The 16,736-nt window shown below is 40.9% G+C and carries 12 protein-coding genes; 4 read left to right on the forward strand and 8 right to left on the reverse strand.

Annotated elements, in window-relative coordinates; genetic code table 11:
* Window positions 1-33 precede the first annotated feature (33 nt).
* From PUND_RS08475 to PUND_RS08490, 4 genes are read right to left on the reverse strand one after another with little or no spacing between them, the layout of a single operon-like run.
* Window positions 34-1,242: an ABC transporter permease gene (locus PUND_RS08475; RefSeq protein WP_010388608.1), complete on the reverse strand. Its 1,209-nt coding sequence runs from the start codon at window positions 1,240-1,242 to the stop codon at window positions 34-36.
* Window positions 1,243-1,252: 10 nt separating this feature from the next.
* Complete coding sequence (locus PUND_RS08480) at window positions 1,253-2,566, reverse strand: ABC transporter permease (RefSeq protein WP_010388609.1); 1,314 nt, start codon at window positions 2,564-2,566, stop codon at window positions 1,253-1,255.
* Between the two features lie 3 nt (window positions 2,567-2,569).
* Complete coding sequence (locus tag PUND_RS08485) at window positions 2,570-3,280, reverse strand: ABC transporter ATP-binding protein (protein ID WP_010388610.1); 711 nt, start codon at window positions 3,278-3,280, stop codon at window positions 2,570-2,572.
* 35 nt (window positions 3,281-3,315) lie between these two features.
* Entirely contained in the window at window positions 3,316-4,572 is a 1,257-nt protein-coding gene (locus PUND_RS08490) for an efflux RND transporter periplasmic adaptor subunit (RefSeq protein WP_010388611.1), read from the reverse strand.
* Window positions 4,573-5,292: 720 nt separating this feature from the next.
* Here PUND_RS08490 and gltB point away from each other — a divergent pair.
* Window positions 5,293-9,750, forward strand: a complete 4,458-nt coding sequence (gene gltB / locus PUND_RS08495; protein ID WP_010388612.1) for a glutamate synthase large subunit — start codon at window positions 5,293-5,295, stop codon at window positions 9,748-9,750.
* Window positions 9,751-9,759: 9 nt separating this feature from the next.
* On the forward strand, window positions 9,760-11,175 hold the full coding sequence (locus tag PUND_RS08500; RefSeq protein ID WP_010388615.1) for an FAD-dependent oxidoreductase: 1,416 nt from the start codon (window positions 9,760-9,762) through the stop codon (window positions 11,173-11,175).
* Window positions 11,176-11,297: 122 nt separating this feature from the next.
* On the opposite strand, the gene PUND_RS08505 is transcribed toward PUND_RS08500, so the two are convergent.
* The 4 genes from PUND_RS08505 to nadK all read right to left on the reverse strand — a co-directional run bounded on the left by PUND_RS08505 (window position 11,298) and on the right by nadK (window position 14,929).
* Complete coding sequence (locus PUND_RS08505) at window positions 11,298-11,615, reverse strand: hypothetical protein (protein WP_010388618.1); 318 nt, start codon at window positions 11,613-11,615, stop codon at window positions 11,298-11,300.
* A gap of 47 nt (window positions 11,616-11,662) precedes the next feature.
* Window positions 11,663-13,336: a DNA repair protein RecN gene (recN, locus tag PUND_RS08510; RefSeq protein WP_008113147.1), complete on the reverse strand. Its 1,674-nt coding sequence runs from the start codon at window positions 13,334-13,336 to the stop codon at window positions 11,663-11,665.
* 75 nt (window positions 13,337-13,411) lie between these two features.
* Complete coding sequence (locus PUND_RS08515; protein WP_010388622.1) at window positions 13,412-13,969, reverse strand: hypothetical protein; 558 nt, start codon at window positions 13,967-13,969, stop codon at window positions 13,412-13,414.
* Window positions 13,970-14,044: 75 nt separating this feature from the next.
* On the reverse strand, window positions 14,045-14,929 hold the full coding sequence (gene nadK / locus PUND_RS08520; RefSeq protein ID WP_008464501.1) for an NAD(+) kinase: 885 nt from the start codon (window positions 14,927-14,929) through the stop codon (window positions 14,045-14,047).
* A gap of 167 nt (window positions 14,930-15,096) precedes the next feature.
* On the opposite strand from nadK, the gene PUND_RS08525 reads away from it, so the two are divergent.
* Both PUND_RS08525 and grpE read left to right on the forward strand, forming a co-directional pair.
* Window positions 15,097-16,062: an HrcA family transcriptional regulator gene (locus tag PUND_RS08525; RefSeq protein ID WP_041708781.1), complete on the forward strand. Its 966-nt coding sequence runs from the start codon at window positions 15,097-15,099 to the stop codon at window positions 16,060-16,062.
* Window positions 16,063-16,120: 58 nt separating this feature from the next.
* Window positions 16,121-16,732: a nucleotide exchange factor GrpE gene (grpE, locus tag PUND_RS08530; RefSeq protein ID WP_008113139.1), complete on the forward strand. Its 612-nt coding sequence runs from the start codon at window positions 16,121-16,123 to the stop codon at window positions 16,730-16,732.
* The last annotated feature ends 4 nt before the right edge of the window (window positions 16,733-16,736 follow it).

Here is a 16,736-nt window from a genome sequence, read left to right on the forward strand (position 1 = left end):
GTTTAGCCAGTGTAGCATAGGTTGGGAGCTGTGCTATATGGTTCGGGTTGCGATACTCGGCGAAATATTTGCCGCGCGTTTAGCTGGGCCAAATACAGCCAAAAGACTCATTGTGAACACCATGATTGCCGTGACAGCAATATAACTTGATGGTAATGCCGCTATTGAAAAATGTTGCATTAATAACTGACCGAGTAAAAGTGCTGAAATAGCACCTAAAAATAAGCCAGCAATGCAAATCAGCGCATTTTCAACTAAAAAATAATTAACAATTGCAGATTTACGAGCGCCTAAAGCACGACGGGTCCCAATTTGCTTGGTACGTTTGTTTATATTAAATAGCGTCAAACCAAAAATGCCCAGTGCGGTTACCAATACCAGTATGGTTATGAGCACAATTAACATACGCATCATAAGTTTATCTGCAGCCATATATTGATCTTTAAGTTCATCAAGACCTTTAATATTGTTGATCACCCGCTTGCTATAATTATTTAGCATCGCATTTTCGATTTGTTTCATTACAGCTGCGCGTTGTCCTGGCTTTGTTCTTACAGCAAATTGTGCGTAAGTTTTGCCTTGAATATACGGAATAAGCGCGACATTATTGGGGTGACTATCTTTTAGCCAAGGGCCTTTCATTGGCGCTGTGATCCCAATAATTTGTAGGGGTAAGTCACCAAAATAAATGGTTTTTCCTAGGCCATCTCCCTTAGGGAAAAGCTCATTGGCTAACGCCCCGGTAACGACTGTGACATTGGTTGTTCTATCTGTTGGTGAATTTGTAATGAGTACTTCAGCCTCAGTAAAATTACGCCCAGCAATTAATTTTACGCCATATGTGTCTAGGCCGTGCTCATCAATAAAAAAGTAAGCAGTGCGCACATTTTTGCTTTCTTGTGGTGCAGGTTTTAAATTAAAGCCGGAAGCGCTGCCACTACCAGATAACGGAATACTGCTACTTTGCGCTGCACTCTCAACCCCTGGTAGGGCTCTTAACATGGCTTCATCTAGTTCAAACTGCTGGCTAGCATCAACGTCTTTCCCAAAGGTCATCACATTGAACTTAAACAAGTCTTGCTCTGGATAGCCGGTTTCTTGGTTTAAAAAAGCGATTCTATCTTGAATGATAAACGCCGCATTGCTGACAATGGCTGTCGTAATTGCAATTTGAATTAAAAGTAATATTGCGCCTACCTTTGAGCGGCAAAGGGCATGAAATATTGGTTTTATTTCTAACATGATTAGCTCCTTATTGGCTCTTTAAGTAAATGGCAGGGTTGGTTTTACACACTAGCCAAGCAGGGTAAAGCCCAGCAATAATGCAAGTAGTTATTGCGATAACTGGGGCACTTAATAACATGGCTAAATCCATCGTGGCTATGTTTTTGTAATATTCGTAACTTTGCCTTACCCCGAGAAGGCCAATTTGTGCAAGTACAATACCGAGCAACCCGCCGATAAAACCAAGCATGGCTACTTCTACTAAATGCTGTAGAAAGACTTGTCGCTTACTTGCCCCGAGTGCTCGACGCACGCCGACTTCTGGAGCACGGCGTAAAAACTTTGCTAGTAATAATCCTAAAATATTAGCTAAACACACCGCTAAAAACATAAAGCTTAAACTAACCAGTATTTTGTTATCTTCGCTAACGACATTGTTGTATTCCATCCATTGGTTTACATCACGTAGGCTATATTCAGGTTTCTCTCGGGTGAAGCGGCCACGTTTTTTTTGCTCTTCAATGTAAGAGGTGAGGTAATCACCGTAAGCGGTTTTTTGCTCTGGTGTATCAAGCTGAGCCCAAAATTGGATCCACACTATTTCCGATTGCAATCTATCGGCATAGGTATTTATATTTTCATGTTTCCAGCCATTGCTATTGCCCCAGCTGGTGAGCTCTTTTGCTTTAATTAAACTAAAGGGTAAAAATAGGTCTGCTATTTTATCAAAAGCGCCGTTATTTAAATCGTAATATTTAAGGTTGAGGGGCCAGTCATCAATAACACCGACAATTTGGTAGCTATCGTCATCCAAATAGACTAGTTTGCCGATGGAGTTTTCACCCGCAAACAACTTATCGTTCAGCTCTTTTGAAATCACCAAAACAGGGGCTGCAGATTGCTCTTGTTGTACACTCCACACACCGCCATAAATAAATGGCACATCAAACATGCTAAAAAAATCGGGTGTGGTCATGCGTGCTTCACCAGTAAACGGCTTAACTTTATCTGAGTCTAAATACACCGAGAAGCCAGTGCGCATCATGGCCACTTTTTTATCTGGAGTAGGCGCATTATGTAAATTTACGGCATCTTGATAAGTCAATTGCATGGGGATATCGTCACCCGTCCACCACGTGTGACCTTCATCCATGGTTTGTAATTGTACGTTATACAATTGACTGCTTTTATGCGGGATCGGATCTGCTGACATCATATGATAAACGCTTAAACTGGTCATGGTTACACCAATCCCAATGGCAATCGCCAGCACCATTAAGAAACTCACCAGAGGAGTGCGCTTAAAGCTACGCCAACTTAAATCGAGGTAATGTAATAGCATGGCTTACGCTCCTGCAACATTTTTAAGGTTTTGTGCGCCTTGATACAGCGTAAAGTCGGCAAGTTGTCCATCGACCACCTGAATGTTTCTTGGCGCTCTGCGAGCAAGCTCAGGATCATGGGTCACCATAATGATGGTCGCGCCATCGCGATTGATTTGTTCAAGCAGCTCCATTACTTGACGAGCCATAAGGCTGTCGAGATTACCGGTTGGTTCATCGGCAAGTAAAAATCGTGGCTCGCCAGCAAGCGCGCGTGCTATGGCTACTCGTTGTTGCTGTCCGCCAGAGAGTTGCTGTGGCAAATGTTTTGCCCGAGAGGCAAGACCAACTTGTTCTAAACATTTTTCAATGCGACGTTTACGCTCTGCGGCTTTAATACCTCTATAACGTAGCGGTACTTCAATATTTTCATATAAGTTTAAGTCAGGTATTAAATTGAACCCTTGGAAGATAAAGCCTATTTTTTGATTTCGACAATCTGCGCGCTGGTTATCGTTTAACTTACCTACATCAATTCCATCAAGTAAATATTCACCTGCAGAGAAGGGTTCTAACATTCCAGCTATATTTAAAAAGGTCGTTTTTCCTGATCCGCTAGGGCCTGTAACAGCAATAAATTCGCCTTCATCAACGTGTAGATTAAAATCACGTAATGCATGGGTTTGAACCATTTCTGTTTGATATACTTTACTTATATTATTCATCTTTAACATGCTTTTTCCTTTTGTTGTTTGGTTCTACGCGATTGTTAGCGAAGTAATAATGTGTGTGTGTGTTTGAAACTGTTATAGCTTGAAATAATCAATTCATCGCCAGCTTGAACCCCTGAGATTAACTCAACCGCATTAATGCTGGTTGCACCAATTGAAATATCAATGAGCTGAGCTGTATCACCGGTAATTTTATAAACCTGTGTACCGCCTTGTTGTAAAAATGCCCCACGCTTAACTTGTAAAACATCGTCACGATTTTCTAATAAAATACGTGCTGTTAATCGTTGGTTTTGTCTGATACCCGTCATGTCTTTGTCAAAACGTACACGCGTTGTGACTTCTCTATTATTTACTTCTGGTGAAATGGCAGAGAGGGCGCCCATCACTTTGCTAGCGCCCATTGTTATCTCTACGTCCATACCTAAACCAAGCTCATTTGCATAACTTTCAGGGACTTGTAGCTCTGCTTCAAAATTACTCAAATCAACTAAAGTCATTAATGGTTGGCTTTGTGTTACCGCTTCTCTTTGTTGAACTAGTAAGTTACCTACAATCCCTGACACAGTGGCTTTAATTGTTAAGTTATTAACTTTACGAAGTAGATCATCGACAATCAGTTGTTGACGAGTGACATCTCGTTTAGCGGCCTGTAGTTCAAAAGCAAGTGTATCTTTGGACAATTCAACTTCTTGCTCTGCATGTTTATAAGAGAGTTTTGCACGGGCAAGCTCATCAATGGCTTTTTCGTGATCAATTTGACTGATCACATTTTTTTGCATTGATAAGGCCGCTCTGCGATTTTCTCTATCGGCAGCGTTTAACTCTACTTGTGCTAGATCAAGTGCTTTATTTAAGCTTAATGATTGGCGGCGTGCCTCAAGGTGTTTACGTTGTAGCTCGCCCTCAAGACGAGCTAAAACAGACTGTTGCTGCTTTAATTCGTTTGTGAGCTCAGGACTATCAACCATGGCTATTACATCATGCAGTTTTACTGAGTCACCAGCATTAACCTTCAATGAAACAAAGCCTCGTTCAGGGCTGTAAACTTTTGGTGCTCTGGCGGCCACAATTTTACCGCTGGCTGCAACATCGCGTATTAGCGATTGGCGCACCACCGTGGCTATTTGTAGGCTTACTCTATCAACCGAGATAGTACCTTCTTGATCAGCATTTAATAGTGCATATACACATAGAGCAACTAGGCCCACAATAAATATAAACAGCCTGATGTATTTTTTAAAATTTATAGGTCGTGAGATTTGCGTGTCTTGCCCGCTAGTGTCTTTAATCATTATTCATTCTCTTAGTGTTTTTCAAACACAGTAATCATTAGCGAGGCAATAAACAGAATAATTGGTGAAATTAAAAATAAGCCAATAGTAAACATTCGAACATCCTCAAAATTTATATAGTTATGCTGTATTCGAATAGCATGCCATTTTTTATCTTATTGAATTTATTTGATTTTTAACTTTACCCTTTTTGTTTTACATGTCCGCGGACATAAAAAGTGTCCGCTGCGGGCACTTTTTTGATTTGTCTATGGGATGAGGTTACCTCAACGTAAAGCAAAGCAAGTTGTTAATTAATGCATAACATGAGGGGAGCGTTTAAATCTATTGAATAAACTATGCGCTAATAGAAGCCGCTGTAATTAAATGTCGTGTTCAGATGAATTACTAATACAGCACAAAAGAGGAAATAGCCCCTAATGAATAGTTATTCATTTTTAGCTCACCTTACGTTTACGTAAACTGCTAGTCACATGCTTTTTGTTTACAAGTTTTTAAAAATAACACCGGTGTCAATCTATTTTTCGATTCGATATCCATGCAAATGTTAATGGGTGGCATTATTTTATGATTTTTAATTAAGTTGAAATATATTCAATATAATGAATATGTATTCATAAAAATATTGACTCAAGGGTGGAATAACGCTAATTTCGTTCGTCTGTTAGCAAATCGTCGAGCCGTTCATCCACGTTAACAGCGCAGCAAGGGGAGGGGTCCATGTTATATGACTCAAAACTAGAAAAAGATAATTGTGGCTTTGGCTTAATAGCCCAAGTTAATAACCAAGCGAGTCACCGACTCATTCGTACGGCGATCACCGGTTTAGATCGCATGCAGCACCGCGGTGGTATTTCTGCTGATGGTAAAACGGGTGATGGTTGTGGCTTGTTATTACAAAAACCAGACAGCTTCTTTCGGGCTATTGCTGCCGAGAATAATTGGCATTTAGGTAAAAATTACGCCGTTGGAATGATCTTCCTCAATGCTGATCCGGTACTAGCACAAGCAGCCAAAGATGTTTTAAGCGAAGAACTAGAAAAAGAAACGCTAAATATTTTGGGCTGGCGTGTGGTTCCAACTGATCCATCAATGTTAGGACCTATTGCTCTAAAACAATTGCCAGGTTTTGAACAAATTTTTATTAGTGCGCCAGAAGGTTGGCGTTCTAAAGATTTAGAACGCCGCTTGTATGTTGCACGTCGTCGTGCAGAAAAGCGTCTAATGGACGATGAATCATTTTATATTGCGAGCTTATCTGGGCTAGTCACAATATATAAAGGCTTAATGATGCCTGCTGACTTGCCTAATTTTTATCTTGATCTTGCGGATATTCGCATGACTAGTGCTATTTGTGTTTTTCATCAACGCTTCTCTACAAACACACAGCCTCGCTGGCCTTTAGCGCAACCATTTCGTTATTTAGCGCACAATGGTGAAATTAATACTATTGAAGGTAATCGCCAATGGGCACGTGCCCGTTCTTATAAATTTGCTTCGCCACTTATTCCTGATTTACAAAGCGCAGCGCCGTTTGTTAATGAAACAGGGTCTGACTCATCTAGCCTCGATAATATGCTGGAGCTATTTTTAGCTGGTGGTATGGATTTATTCCGTGCGATGCGCATGCTAGTGCCGCCAGCATGGCAAAAAAATCGAGCTATGGATGACGACTTACGTGCGTTCTATGATTTTAATTCTATGCATATGGAACCGTGGGATGGCCCTGCAGGCATTGTTATGTCTGATGGGCGCTTTGCAGCCTGTAACCTAGACCGAAATGGTTTACGTCCAGCGCGTTATATTATTACTCAAGATGGTTTTATTACTTTAGCTTCTGAGGTGGGAATTTGGGATTACACCGCTGACGAGGTGGTAGAAAAAGGACGTGTTGGCCCAGGCGAGCTACTGGTTATTGATACCAAACTCGGAAAAATTTGGCATTCAGATGAAATTGACCAAGACTTAAAATCACGCCACCCTTATAAATCGTGGTTAGAAGAAAACGTTAAACGCTTAACACCTTTTGAAGCACTGACTGAGCAAGATGCAGGTAATCGCTCATTCGATGATGCAACTCTAGTCAAATACCAAAAGATGTTTGGCTATACTAACGAAGAGCTAGACAGTGTTATTCGTGTTATGGGTGAAAATGGGCAAGAAGCCACTGGCTCAATGGGTGACGATACGCCGTTTGCCGTCCTAAGCGAAGGGAATCGTTCACTTTACGATTATTTCCGTCAAAAGTTTGCTCAGGTTACTAATCCGCCAATTGATCCGTTACGTGAAAACCATGTAATGTCGTTGGCAACGTGTATTGGCAGTGAGCAAAACGTATTTAATGAAACAACAGGGCACGCTAAACGCCTGCAATTTGATACGCCTATTTTAATGTACGCTGATATGCAGCAGCTACTTAACGCCGATGAAGTGCACTACAGCTATTGTAAGATTGATATTACTTACACCGTAGAAGAAGGCCTTGAGAATGCGGTTAAGCGCATCTGTGATGAAGCACAAGCAAAAGCCGCATCTGGCTGCATTATGCTGGTATTAACGGATCGTAACTTTGATGACAATCAATTACCTATTCCTGCAGCTATGGCGGTGGGTGCGGTACAAAAACGCTTGGTAGATAATAACTTACGCTGTGAGTCTAACATCATTATTGAAACCGGCAGCGTTCGTGACGCGCATCAATTTGCGGTTCTACTTGGCTTTGGTGCAACCGCAATCTACCCGTATTTAGCGTATGAGTCACTTGTGGCCATGAGCGATAGTAAGGTAATTAATAAGTCATACTGCGAAGTGACACTGGCTTATCGTCAAGCAATTAATAAAGGCTTGTACAAAATCATGTCGAAAATGGGTATTAGCACCGTGGCTTCATATCGTTGTTCGATGTTGTTTGAAGCGGTTGGCTTATCGGACGCGATTGTTGAGATGTGTTTTAAGGGCGTTGCAAGTCGCATAAAAGGGGCGTGTTTTAGCGACTTCGATGACGATCAGCAAAGCTTGCATAAACTGGCGCTTAGTAAACGTAAATTATTAAGCCATGGCGGTTTATTTAAATACGTTCACGGCGGCGAGTATCATGCTTATAATCCTGATGTTATTCAAACGCTACAAAAAGCAGTACGAAGCGGCCAGTACAGTGATTACAACGAATACGCAAAGCTAGTTAATCACCGTCCAGTGGCGACTTTGCGCGATATGTTGGCTTTAAAACTACCTGAAAAGGGTATAAGCATTGATGAGGTAGAGCCCGCCGCTGAGCTTTATAAACGTTTTGATTCTGCAGCGATGAGTATTGGTGCATTATCACCAGAGGCGCATGAAGCACTAGCCATTGCTATGAACCGTTTAGGTGGTTGCTCAAATTCTGGCGAAGGTGGCGAAGATAAACTTCGTTACGGTACAGAAAAAAATTCACGGATTAAACAAGTGGCCTCCGGTCGATTTGGTGTAACACCTCATTATTTACGCAGTGCGGATGTCATCCAAATAAAAGTGGCTCAAGGCGCTAAGCCGGGCGAAGGCGGGCAGTTACCAGGTGAAAAAGTAACGCCCTATATTGCCAAGCTTCGTTACTCGGTACCAGGCGTTACGCTAATTTCACCCCCACCGCATCATGATATTTACTCTATTGAAGATTTAGCACAGCTGATTTTTGATTTAAAACAAGTAAACCCGAATGCACTGATTTCAGTAAAACTGGTGTCTGAACCGGGCGTTGGCACAATTGCAACCGGTGTTGCAAAAGCGTATGCCGATTTAATTACTATTTCAGGCTACGATGGTGGCACAGGTGCAAGCCCCTTAACCTCGGTTAAATATGCTGGCAGCCCATGGGAGCTTGGCCTTGCTGAAACGCAACAAGCATTAGTAGAAAACGGCCTTCGTCATCGTATCCGCCTGCAAACAGATGGTGGTTTAAAAACCGGTCTTGATATCATCAAAGCAGCCATTTTAGGCGCTGAAAGTTTTGGTTTTGGTACCGGACCTATGGTGGCGTTAGGCTGTAAATACTTACGAATTTGTCACTTAAATAACTGTGCTACTGGTGTGGCAACCCAAGACGATACACTGCGCCAAAAGCATTATCACGGCTTACCAGAAATGGCGATGAACTACTTTAAGTTTATAGCTCAAGAAGCGCGTGAAATTATGGCAAGTTTAGGTGTTGCAAACCTAACCGATTTGATTGGTCGCTTAGATTTATTCGAAGCCATTGAAGGCAAAACAGCCAAACAGCAAAAAATAGATTTATCAGCGGTTATCGCTCAGCCGAACAACCCAACGGGTGAAACACTGTTTTGCAGTGCACCAAATAGCTCGCACTATTTAGGTGAGTTAAATGAGAGCTTGCTAGGCAAGGCAAAAGAGGCAATTGATAATTCAAGCGGCATTTCATTAGTGAGTCGTATATGTAATACCGATAGATCGGTTGGCGCAATGCTTTCTGGTTATATTGCTGATAAGCACGGTAATCAAGGTATGGCAGCAGATCCTGTGGTGATTGAACTTCATGGTACAGCTGGCCAGTCATTCGGGGTATGGAATGCTGGCGGCCTTGAAATGACTCTAGTTGGTGATGCCAACGATTACGTTGGTAAAGGGATGGCTGGCGGTAAGCTAGTCGTTCGCCCACCACTGGGTTCGTCATTTGAAAGTCACAAAGCAACCATCGTAGGTAATACCTGTTTATATGGTGCCACTGGCGGTAAATTGTTTGCAGCCGGATGTGCTGGTGAGCGTTTTGCTGTGCGTAATTCGGGTGTGCAAGCTGTTGTTGAAGGTGTTGGTGATAATGGTTGTGAATATATGACCGGTGGCGTGGTATGTGTACTTGGTAATGTAGGAGTTAACTTTGGTGCAGGTATGACCGGTGGTTTTGCTTATATTTTAGATGAACGAGGTGATTTTGAGAAACGCATTAACCCAGAGTTGGTTGAAGTGGTTACTTTAGATGATTTGAGTTCACATCAAGAGCATTTACGCGGCTTAATTGCTGACCATTTAGAGCTAACAGGCTCATGCAGAGCAGAAACTATTTTAGCTAACTTTGAACTTTATTTACCGATGTTCAAATTAGTAAAACCTAAATCAAGTGACGTAAAAAGTTTACTCGGGCATCGCGCTCGCAGTAGCGCCGAACTACGTGTTCAAGCGCAATAAGGGGGCAGTATGAGCGAAAATGTATATCAATTTATAGACGTGCAGCGTGTAGACCCACGCAAGAAACCAATCTCGTCGCGTAAAAAATCGTTCGTAGAAATTTATGAACCCTTTTCAGAAAACCAAGTTAATTCACAGGCAGATCGCTGCCTTGATTGCGGTAACCCTTATTGTGAGTGGAAATGTCCAGTACATAACTATATTCCACAATGGTTAAAACTGATCCGTACAGGGCGCATTTTAGAGGCCGCTGAGCTTTCGCACCGTACTAACAGTTTGCCAGAGGTGTGTGGAAGAGTATGCCCACAAGACCGCTTATGCGAAGGCTCATGTACGTTAGATGAAGAGTTTGGAGCGGTAACAATCGGTAATATTGAAAAATATATCACCGATACCGCATTCAAAATGGGCTGGAAACCAGATATGTCTTATGTGACATGGACTGATAAAAAAGTGGCCATTATTGGCGCTGGACCAGCAGGGTTAGGCTGTGCTGATATTCTAGTACGTAATGGCGTAAAGCCTGTGGTATTTGACCGTCACCCTGAAATTGGTGGGCTGTTAACCTTTGGTATTCCTTCTTTTAAATTAGAAAAAGAAGTCATGCAAAAACGTCGCGAAATATTTACCGAAATGGGTGTTGAATTTAAACTTAATGTCGAAGTAGGCAAAGACATTAGCATGGATGAAATTCTTAATGAGTATGACGCTGTATTTTTGGGAGTGGGGACTTATCAAAGTATGCGTGCAGGGCTTGAGAACGAAGATGCACCGGGGGTGCATGATGCCCTGCCATTCTTAATTGGTAACACTAATCGTGTTATGGGTTACGATGAGTCTAAACAAGCTTGCATTGATATGGCAAACCAAAAAGTAGTGGTACTAGGTGGTGGTGATACAGCAATGGACTGTGTGCGTACCTCCATTCGTCATAACGCGTTAAAAGTAACATGTGCTTATCGTCGTGATGAAGAGAACATGCCTGGTTCAAAACGCGAAGTAAAAAATGCAAAAGAAGAGGGCGTAATTTTTACTTATAACGTTCAGCCTAAAGGGATTGTACTTGATGACAAAGGTGCTGTAGCCGGCGTTAAAATGGTAAAAACTCAGCTTGGTGAGGCAGATGAAAATGGCCGTCGTCGTGCTGAAGAAGTACCGGGATCAGAGCACGTTATTGAAGCCACACAAGTGATTATGGCATTTGGCTTTAAGCCACATAAAATGGACTGGTTAGAACAGTACGATGTAGAAATTAATCACTGGGGTGGTATTAATGCACCCGAGCAAGGTGAATTTACACATCAAACTACCAACCCTAAAATATTTGCTGGTGGTGATATTGTTCGTGGTTCAGACTTAGTGGTTACTGCTATATTTGAGGGGCGTAATGCTGCAGAAGGCATTATGGATTATTTAAAAGTGTAAATAATTCTTTTGTTAGAATGGAGTCAAAAGCAAACCTTCGGGTTTGCTTTTTTATTCCCTCAGTTTTACAAATAAAAATGCCCGCAATACACAGGTTGCGGGCATTTTAAACGCTATGTTAGTTAATCCATCGAGAAGTGATCAAGGCTCGGTTTCACTCTGGCTTGTCGACGTTTCACACTTTTATAGCAGATAACGTTACAAACAAGCTGTAGGGCAATAACCAACAAACTAAGTGTTATTAAGCCACTAATAGCTGTGCTGCTAAAAACTAACATAACAGCAATAACAAAATGTACAATTAATGCCACATTTAAAAAACGATATAATCCTTGTTTAAATTGTGTGTGTTTAAACTTGCTAAACATTGCTAAAAGTACACTAACTATAAGTAGTAGCCAGTTAATTGCTAAGCCAAAATAAATGACCGTTGTTTGCATCAAGGTATCCTCACCGTATCAAGGTAACGCACTATAAATGTATAATTTTATCCGTGCGCTTTTATAAGCTCTTTTGCATTTGCTTTAGCTGTTTTGCTAATGTTATCACCACCCAGCAAACGCGCAATTTCATTAACCCTGCCATCTTTATTTAATGCCAGCATATGAGTAAACGTTTCACCGTCTGCAATTTCTTTGGCAACAAAAAATTGCTGATGAGCGCTACTAGCCACTTGCGGTAAATGAGTTACACAAATTACTTGTGTCGATTTACCTAATTGGCGCAGTAGTTTACCAACGGCAGCAGCTGTTGGGCCAGAAATACCAACATCCACTTCATCAAATATAAGCGTAGGAGTCGTGACTTTTTGGGCAATAATAACCTGAATAGCCAAACTAATACGTGATAACTCACCACCAGAGGCTACTTTTGCTAAAGGTTGTAATGGTTGCCCTGGGTTTGTTGATACTAAAAACGATACATTATCAAAACCTAAGCTGTTTGGAGAGCGATCGGTATGTGCTGTAAGAGCTATTTCAAATACGCCATTTTCCATGGATAAGTTAGCCATACTTTCGCTGATCAAGCCATTAAGTGTATTAGCATATTGATGACGGCTAGCACTTAATTCCTCACTAGCCGTTTGATAATCTTCAAGAGCATCTGCAATTTCACCTTCAAGCTGTTCGAGGCGCGAACTATTACTGCTTATAGAGTCTAGTTCTTGTGTTACATTTTGATGAAACTCAACGAGCTCTTGTGGCTTTATATGGTGTTTTCTTGCTAAATCCATAGCGCCGCTGAGTCTGTTTTCTACTTCCGTTAAGCGAGTAGGATCTAAGTCAGCTTGTTCAGTATAATTGCGTATTTCTCTGCTTGCTTCTTCAACTTGAACCGCTGCTTCTGTCAGTAATGCTGCTACATTGGCCAGGGTTTCATCATAATGTGCAAGTTCATTAAATTGTTGTGCGCTGTGTTGTAAAAGAGAGCACGCATTTTGCTCATCACTTTCGTATAAATGTTGTAGCTCGCGCTGACAAGATTGCAAAATAGTTTGGCTGTTACTGAGCTTATAATGCTCTGCTTCTATTTGTTCAAACTCACCAGCTTGCAACGCAAATTCATCAAGCTCAGCCACTTGATATTCTAATAATTGTTTTTGCGCAGCTTGTTGTTGTTGTTGGTGTTCTAGTTGTTTAAATTCTTTTTGTAAATCAGCATAACGTTTATAACGCTGGCTTACAGCATTAACTAGATTTTGGTGCCCGGCGTAAGCATCCAGTAGCTGTAATTGATGCTCTGCTTTTAATAGATGCTGGTGTGCATGTTGACCGTGTATAGAAATTAAATATTGGCCTAGCTCTTTTAGCTGTGCAGCGGTGACAGGGCTACCATTAATGTAGCTTTTGCTGCGGCCATTCTTGCAAACAACTCTACGAAGTAGACATTCGTTATCGTCATTATTAAGCATGTTCTCTTCTAGAAATGCATGGGCGTGTGGCAAATTGCTTAAATCAAATTGCGCACTTACCTCGGCTTTATCAGTCCCTGGGCGCACAGCTGAAGCCTCTGCTCGTTCTCCAAGGCACAATGATAACGCATCAATAGCGATTGATTTACCCGCACCCGTTTCACCGGTAATAGCGGTCATGCCCGAATGCCATTCAGTGCTTAAATTACTTACAATTGCAAAATTTTTAATTTCTAAACCAATTAACATACTGTTCATCCATCCAGTGAATTAACTGTTAATTTATACAGTGTTTTGGTTTATTGCAAATTAAATTTCTATATTTTAAGCAAGGCTGGACTCAATTAGTGTTTTTTTTTCTTCATCAATAGGGAGGGTTTCATCGTTAAGATCAATATTATCAACTGGTTGTATGTTGTCTTCAGTTTTCAACTTTAAGATTAACGTAGGAAGGACTTCTTGGTAAAAATTTTTATTGTATAAAATACCTTGAGCTGGCAACTCTGCTATAAAATATTGAGTGCTGTCGGCAAATGCTTGGCTATTATTACTTTTATAGGTTTTTATAAGCTCTTCGTTAAGTATGTTAATAAGTTGGTCAGATAACGATTCCAACTTAACTAAATTTTCATCGGTGTGAGGCTGTACCACGAAAAAGTTACTTACAACTGCTTGAATTCGAGGAAGGTGCTTAGCACTGATGACATTTGCATCAAGTAATTCGTTTAGTTTTATTTTTAAACGTGATTGAGTACTTGCTACGCGCTCGTTAAACAGTTTTTTCTTTGCTTCAATGGTTTTTTTTCGATTACTCTCAATTAGCAAGTAACTGCCAAGTAAAGTAATTAATAATAATAAAGCAAGAAACACTACATAAGTCATTACTACTTTTTCCTGATGATATTTAAAAATTCTAGCCCGATATTTTGCGCTAAAGTTGCATGTTTGGCAATAAAATTAGTATAACCGGCTACCCCAATTTAGCTTTTTACGTAGCACATTATAATAAGAATAATTTTTTGGGTGGATTAAGCGTAATTTTTTGTCAGCTTTACGTATAACTACCTCATCACCCGGTAATACGGCGAGTACAACATGGCTGTCACAGCTTACTTGTAAGCTATCAGTATTTTCTAAACTAAGCTTTAAACGCACTTCATTATCAGCATCCACCACTAAAGGGCGACTTGATAAAGTATGTGGAAACATCGGAACCAGTGACATTGCATTAAGCTCTGGTGTTAAAATAGGCCCACCGCCCGATAAAGAGTATGCCGTTGAGCCTGTTGGAGTCGACACAATCAAACCATCGGAGCGTTGAGAAAATACAAAGTCATCGTTTATAAAGGCTTCAAACTCAATCATATGTGCTACTTTATCAGCATGAAGTACTGCTTCGTTTACTGCAGAATTAGCGCTTTTAAGTTCGTTATGACGATACACTTCAACTTCTAATAAAAAACGTTTTTCTTCAATGTAATCGCCGCTGAGTACCTGTTCTAAGCTACCCTCAAATCCTTCTGGGTTCAGATCTGTTAAAAAGCCTAAATTACCCCTATTTACACCAATTACGGCTATATCAAAGCGAGCAAGCACCCGTGCAGCACCCAGCATGTTGCCATCGCCTCCAACCACAATCGCCAAGTCGGCACGCTCGCCTAAATCAACGAGCTTTACGAGTTTGTCGCTCGGTACATCACTAAGTTGACTCCCTGTACGTTTTTCAACAATCACCTCAAAGCCTAAAGCTAATAAAAACGTATGTAATCGTTGTAAAGTAGCGGCAGCATTAGGATGATTTGGCTTACCAATCAAGCCGATAGTGTTAAAGGGAGAGTCCATAATAAATACACTGAGAGTTCTAATATTTGTAGAGTAACCTAAAACAGAAGTGTTTGAAAACACAGATCTTAGTAATAACCAGCGGATTTAATTAATTCACTGTAAAATTTAGATTTATTGTATTTTTTATACTTGAAATAATAATACTTAGCCCCGATATAACAGCTATGCATAAAGATGTAGATAACATGAAACTAAACCCACGAGATCAGCAAATATTTGCCGCTGTTATGAGTATGTACTGTAATGGCGATGGCTTACCTGTGCCGTCAACAAAAATTGCAAAGCAAAAAGGTATGGCGGTATGCTCTGCCACTGTGCGTAACGCGATGGCGCGACTTGAAAAAATAGGCTTGTTGTATTCACCACATACATCGGCTGGCCGAGTGCCAACCAATGATGGGTTTGACTATTGGTTTGATGAGTTTTTTACGCTCAATGATATTGCTAATTATTGGCAACCTGAGCAGGCACAATTGGTTGAGCTAGCACATGGCTTGAGTCAACGTTACCAAGTATGCTGTTGTGTGGGGCTACCGCAGGTTAGAACACAGCAGGTATTTAGGGTAGAAGTGCTCGACTTTGATGCAAACAACTGGCTTATTTTACTCTTAGATAGAGCAGGGCAGAGCCACAATATTTGTATTAATAAGCCTCATGACCCTAGCGATAGCCAACGCTATGAATTTGCTACTTGGCTCAATACGGTTTTTAGTCAGCAATCTTTAATTGAAGGCCTCTACCGAATGCAGGCAATGGCCAATACGGCTCCGCGTAATTGTCATGACTCTTTAACTCAATGGACCCGTGAGCTAAGCCAAAAATTAGGCTCAGATAACAGCATCGTTGTTGGCGAAAATTACCTTTATAAAAAAATAGACTGTGAGCAAAGTCTAAATATTGGTGTGTCATTCTTAAATTTTGTTGAAGATAAACTCGCTTTTAAAAATGGGGTCTCTATTCTCAATACTGAAAACTTACCGTTCAGTAGCTGCGATGAACTCATTGTGATTAGTGTGCCGTATTTTCAAAATCAAGAATATCAGAGTCGCTTTTGTGTTATTTGTCCAAAATCAGCGCAATTAGAGAAAATAATCCAAGAATTTAAATTATTAGAGTCATTGAGCTCTTGAATCTTTTTATTCAATCCCCATAATTACCGCAGTTGTAAAGAATTGGAGCGTATATTTTATGTCTGAGCAGACACAAAACCCAGAGCAAGAAGTAGAACTGAACGAAGAAGTGACGCAAATGGAAGCTGACGTTGAGGCGGCAGTTGAAGCAGCAGAACAACATGCTGAGCAAGAGCAAAGCCCTGAAGCAGAAATTGCTATGTTATATGCCGAGCTTGAAACTGCAAAGCAAACTATTGCAGATCAAAAAGATAGCGTAGTTCGCGCTGCTGCAGATGTGGACAATATGCGTCGTCGCGCTGCACAAGATGTAGAAAAAGCACACAAATTTGCACTAGAAAAGTTTGCTAATGAATTACTCCCTGTTATAGATAACTTAGAGCGTGCTATTGAGTTTTCTGATAAAGAAAATGAAACGCTTAAGCCTTTACTTGAAGGCATTGATATGACAGTGAAAAGCTTTAACGACGCGGTAGCTAAATTTGGTGTTGAAATTGTAAACCCTCAAGGTGAGCAGTTTAACCCAGACTTTCATCAAGCAATGTCAATCCAACCAAGCAACGATGTAACACCAAATACTGTTTTAGCAGTAATGCAAAAAGGTTACACATTAAACGGCCGTTTATTACGCCCTGCAATGGTTATGGTATCTAAAGCCGCTGACGCTTAATTAA

It is taken from the genome of Pseudoalteromonas undina, from assembly GCF_000238275.3.
Classification (GTDB): Bacteria; Pseudomonadota; Gammaproteobacteria; order Enterobacterales; family Alteromonadaceae; genus Pseudoalteromonas; species Pseudoalteromonas undina.

Coding starts and splice junctions, on each gene's coding strand:
- PUND_RS08475 (WP_010388608.1), bottom strand. CDS start 1,242: ATGTTAGAAATAAAACCAATATTTCATGCCCTTTGCCGCTCAAAGGTA.
- PUND_RS08480 (WP_010388609.1), bottom strand. CDS start 2,566: ATGCTATTACATTACCTCGATTTAAGTTGGCGTAGCTTTAAGCGCACT.
- PUND_RS08485 (WP_010388610.1), bottom strand. CDS start 3,280: ATGTTAAAGATGAATAATATAAGTAAAGTATATCAAACAGAAATGGTT.
- PUND_RS08490 (WP_010388611.1), bottom strand. CDS start 4,572: ATGATTAAAGACACTAGCGGGCAAGACACGCAAATCTCACGACCTATA.
- gltB (WP_010388612.1), top strand. CDS start 5,293: ATGTTATATGACTCAAAACTAGAAAAAGATAATTGTGGCTTTGGCTTA.
- PUND_RS08500 (WP_010388615.1), top strand. CDS start 9,760: ATGAGCGAAAATGTATATCAATTTATAGACGTGCAGCGTGTAGACCCA.
- PUND_RS08505 (WP_010388618.1), bottom strand. CDS start 11,615: ATGCAAACAACGGTCATTTATTTTGGCTTAGCAATTAACTGGCTACTA.
- recN (WP_008113147.1), bottom strand. CDS start 13,336: ATGTTAATTGGTTTAGAAATTAAAAATTTTGCAATTGTAAGTAATTTA.
- PUND_RS08515 (WP_010388622.1), bottom strand. CDS start 13,969: ATGACTTATGTAGTGTTTCTTGCTTTATTATTATTAATTACTTTACTT.
- nadK (WP_008464501.1), bottom strand. CDS start 14,929: ATGGACTCTCCCTTTAACACTATCGGCTTGATTGGTAAGCCAAATCAT.
- PUND_RS08525 (WP_041708781.1), top strand. CDS start 15,097: ATGCATAAAGATGTAGATAACATGAAACTAAACCCACGAGATCAGCAA.
- grpE (WP_008113139.1), top strand. CDS start 16,121: ATGTCTGAGCAGACACAAAACCCAGAGCAAGAAGTAGAACTGAACGAA.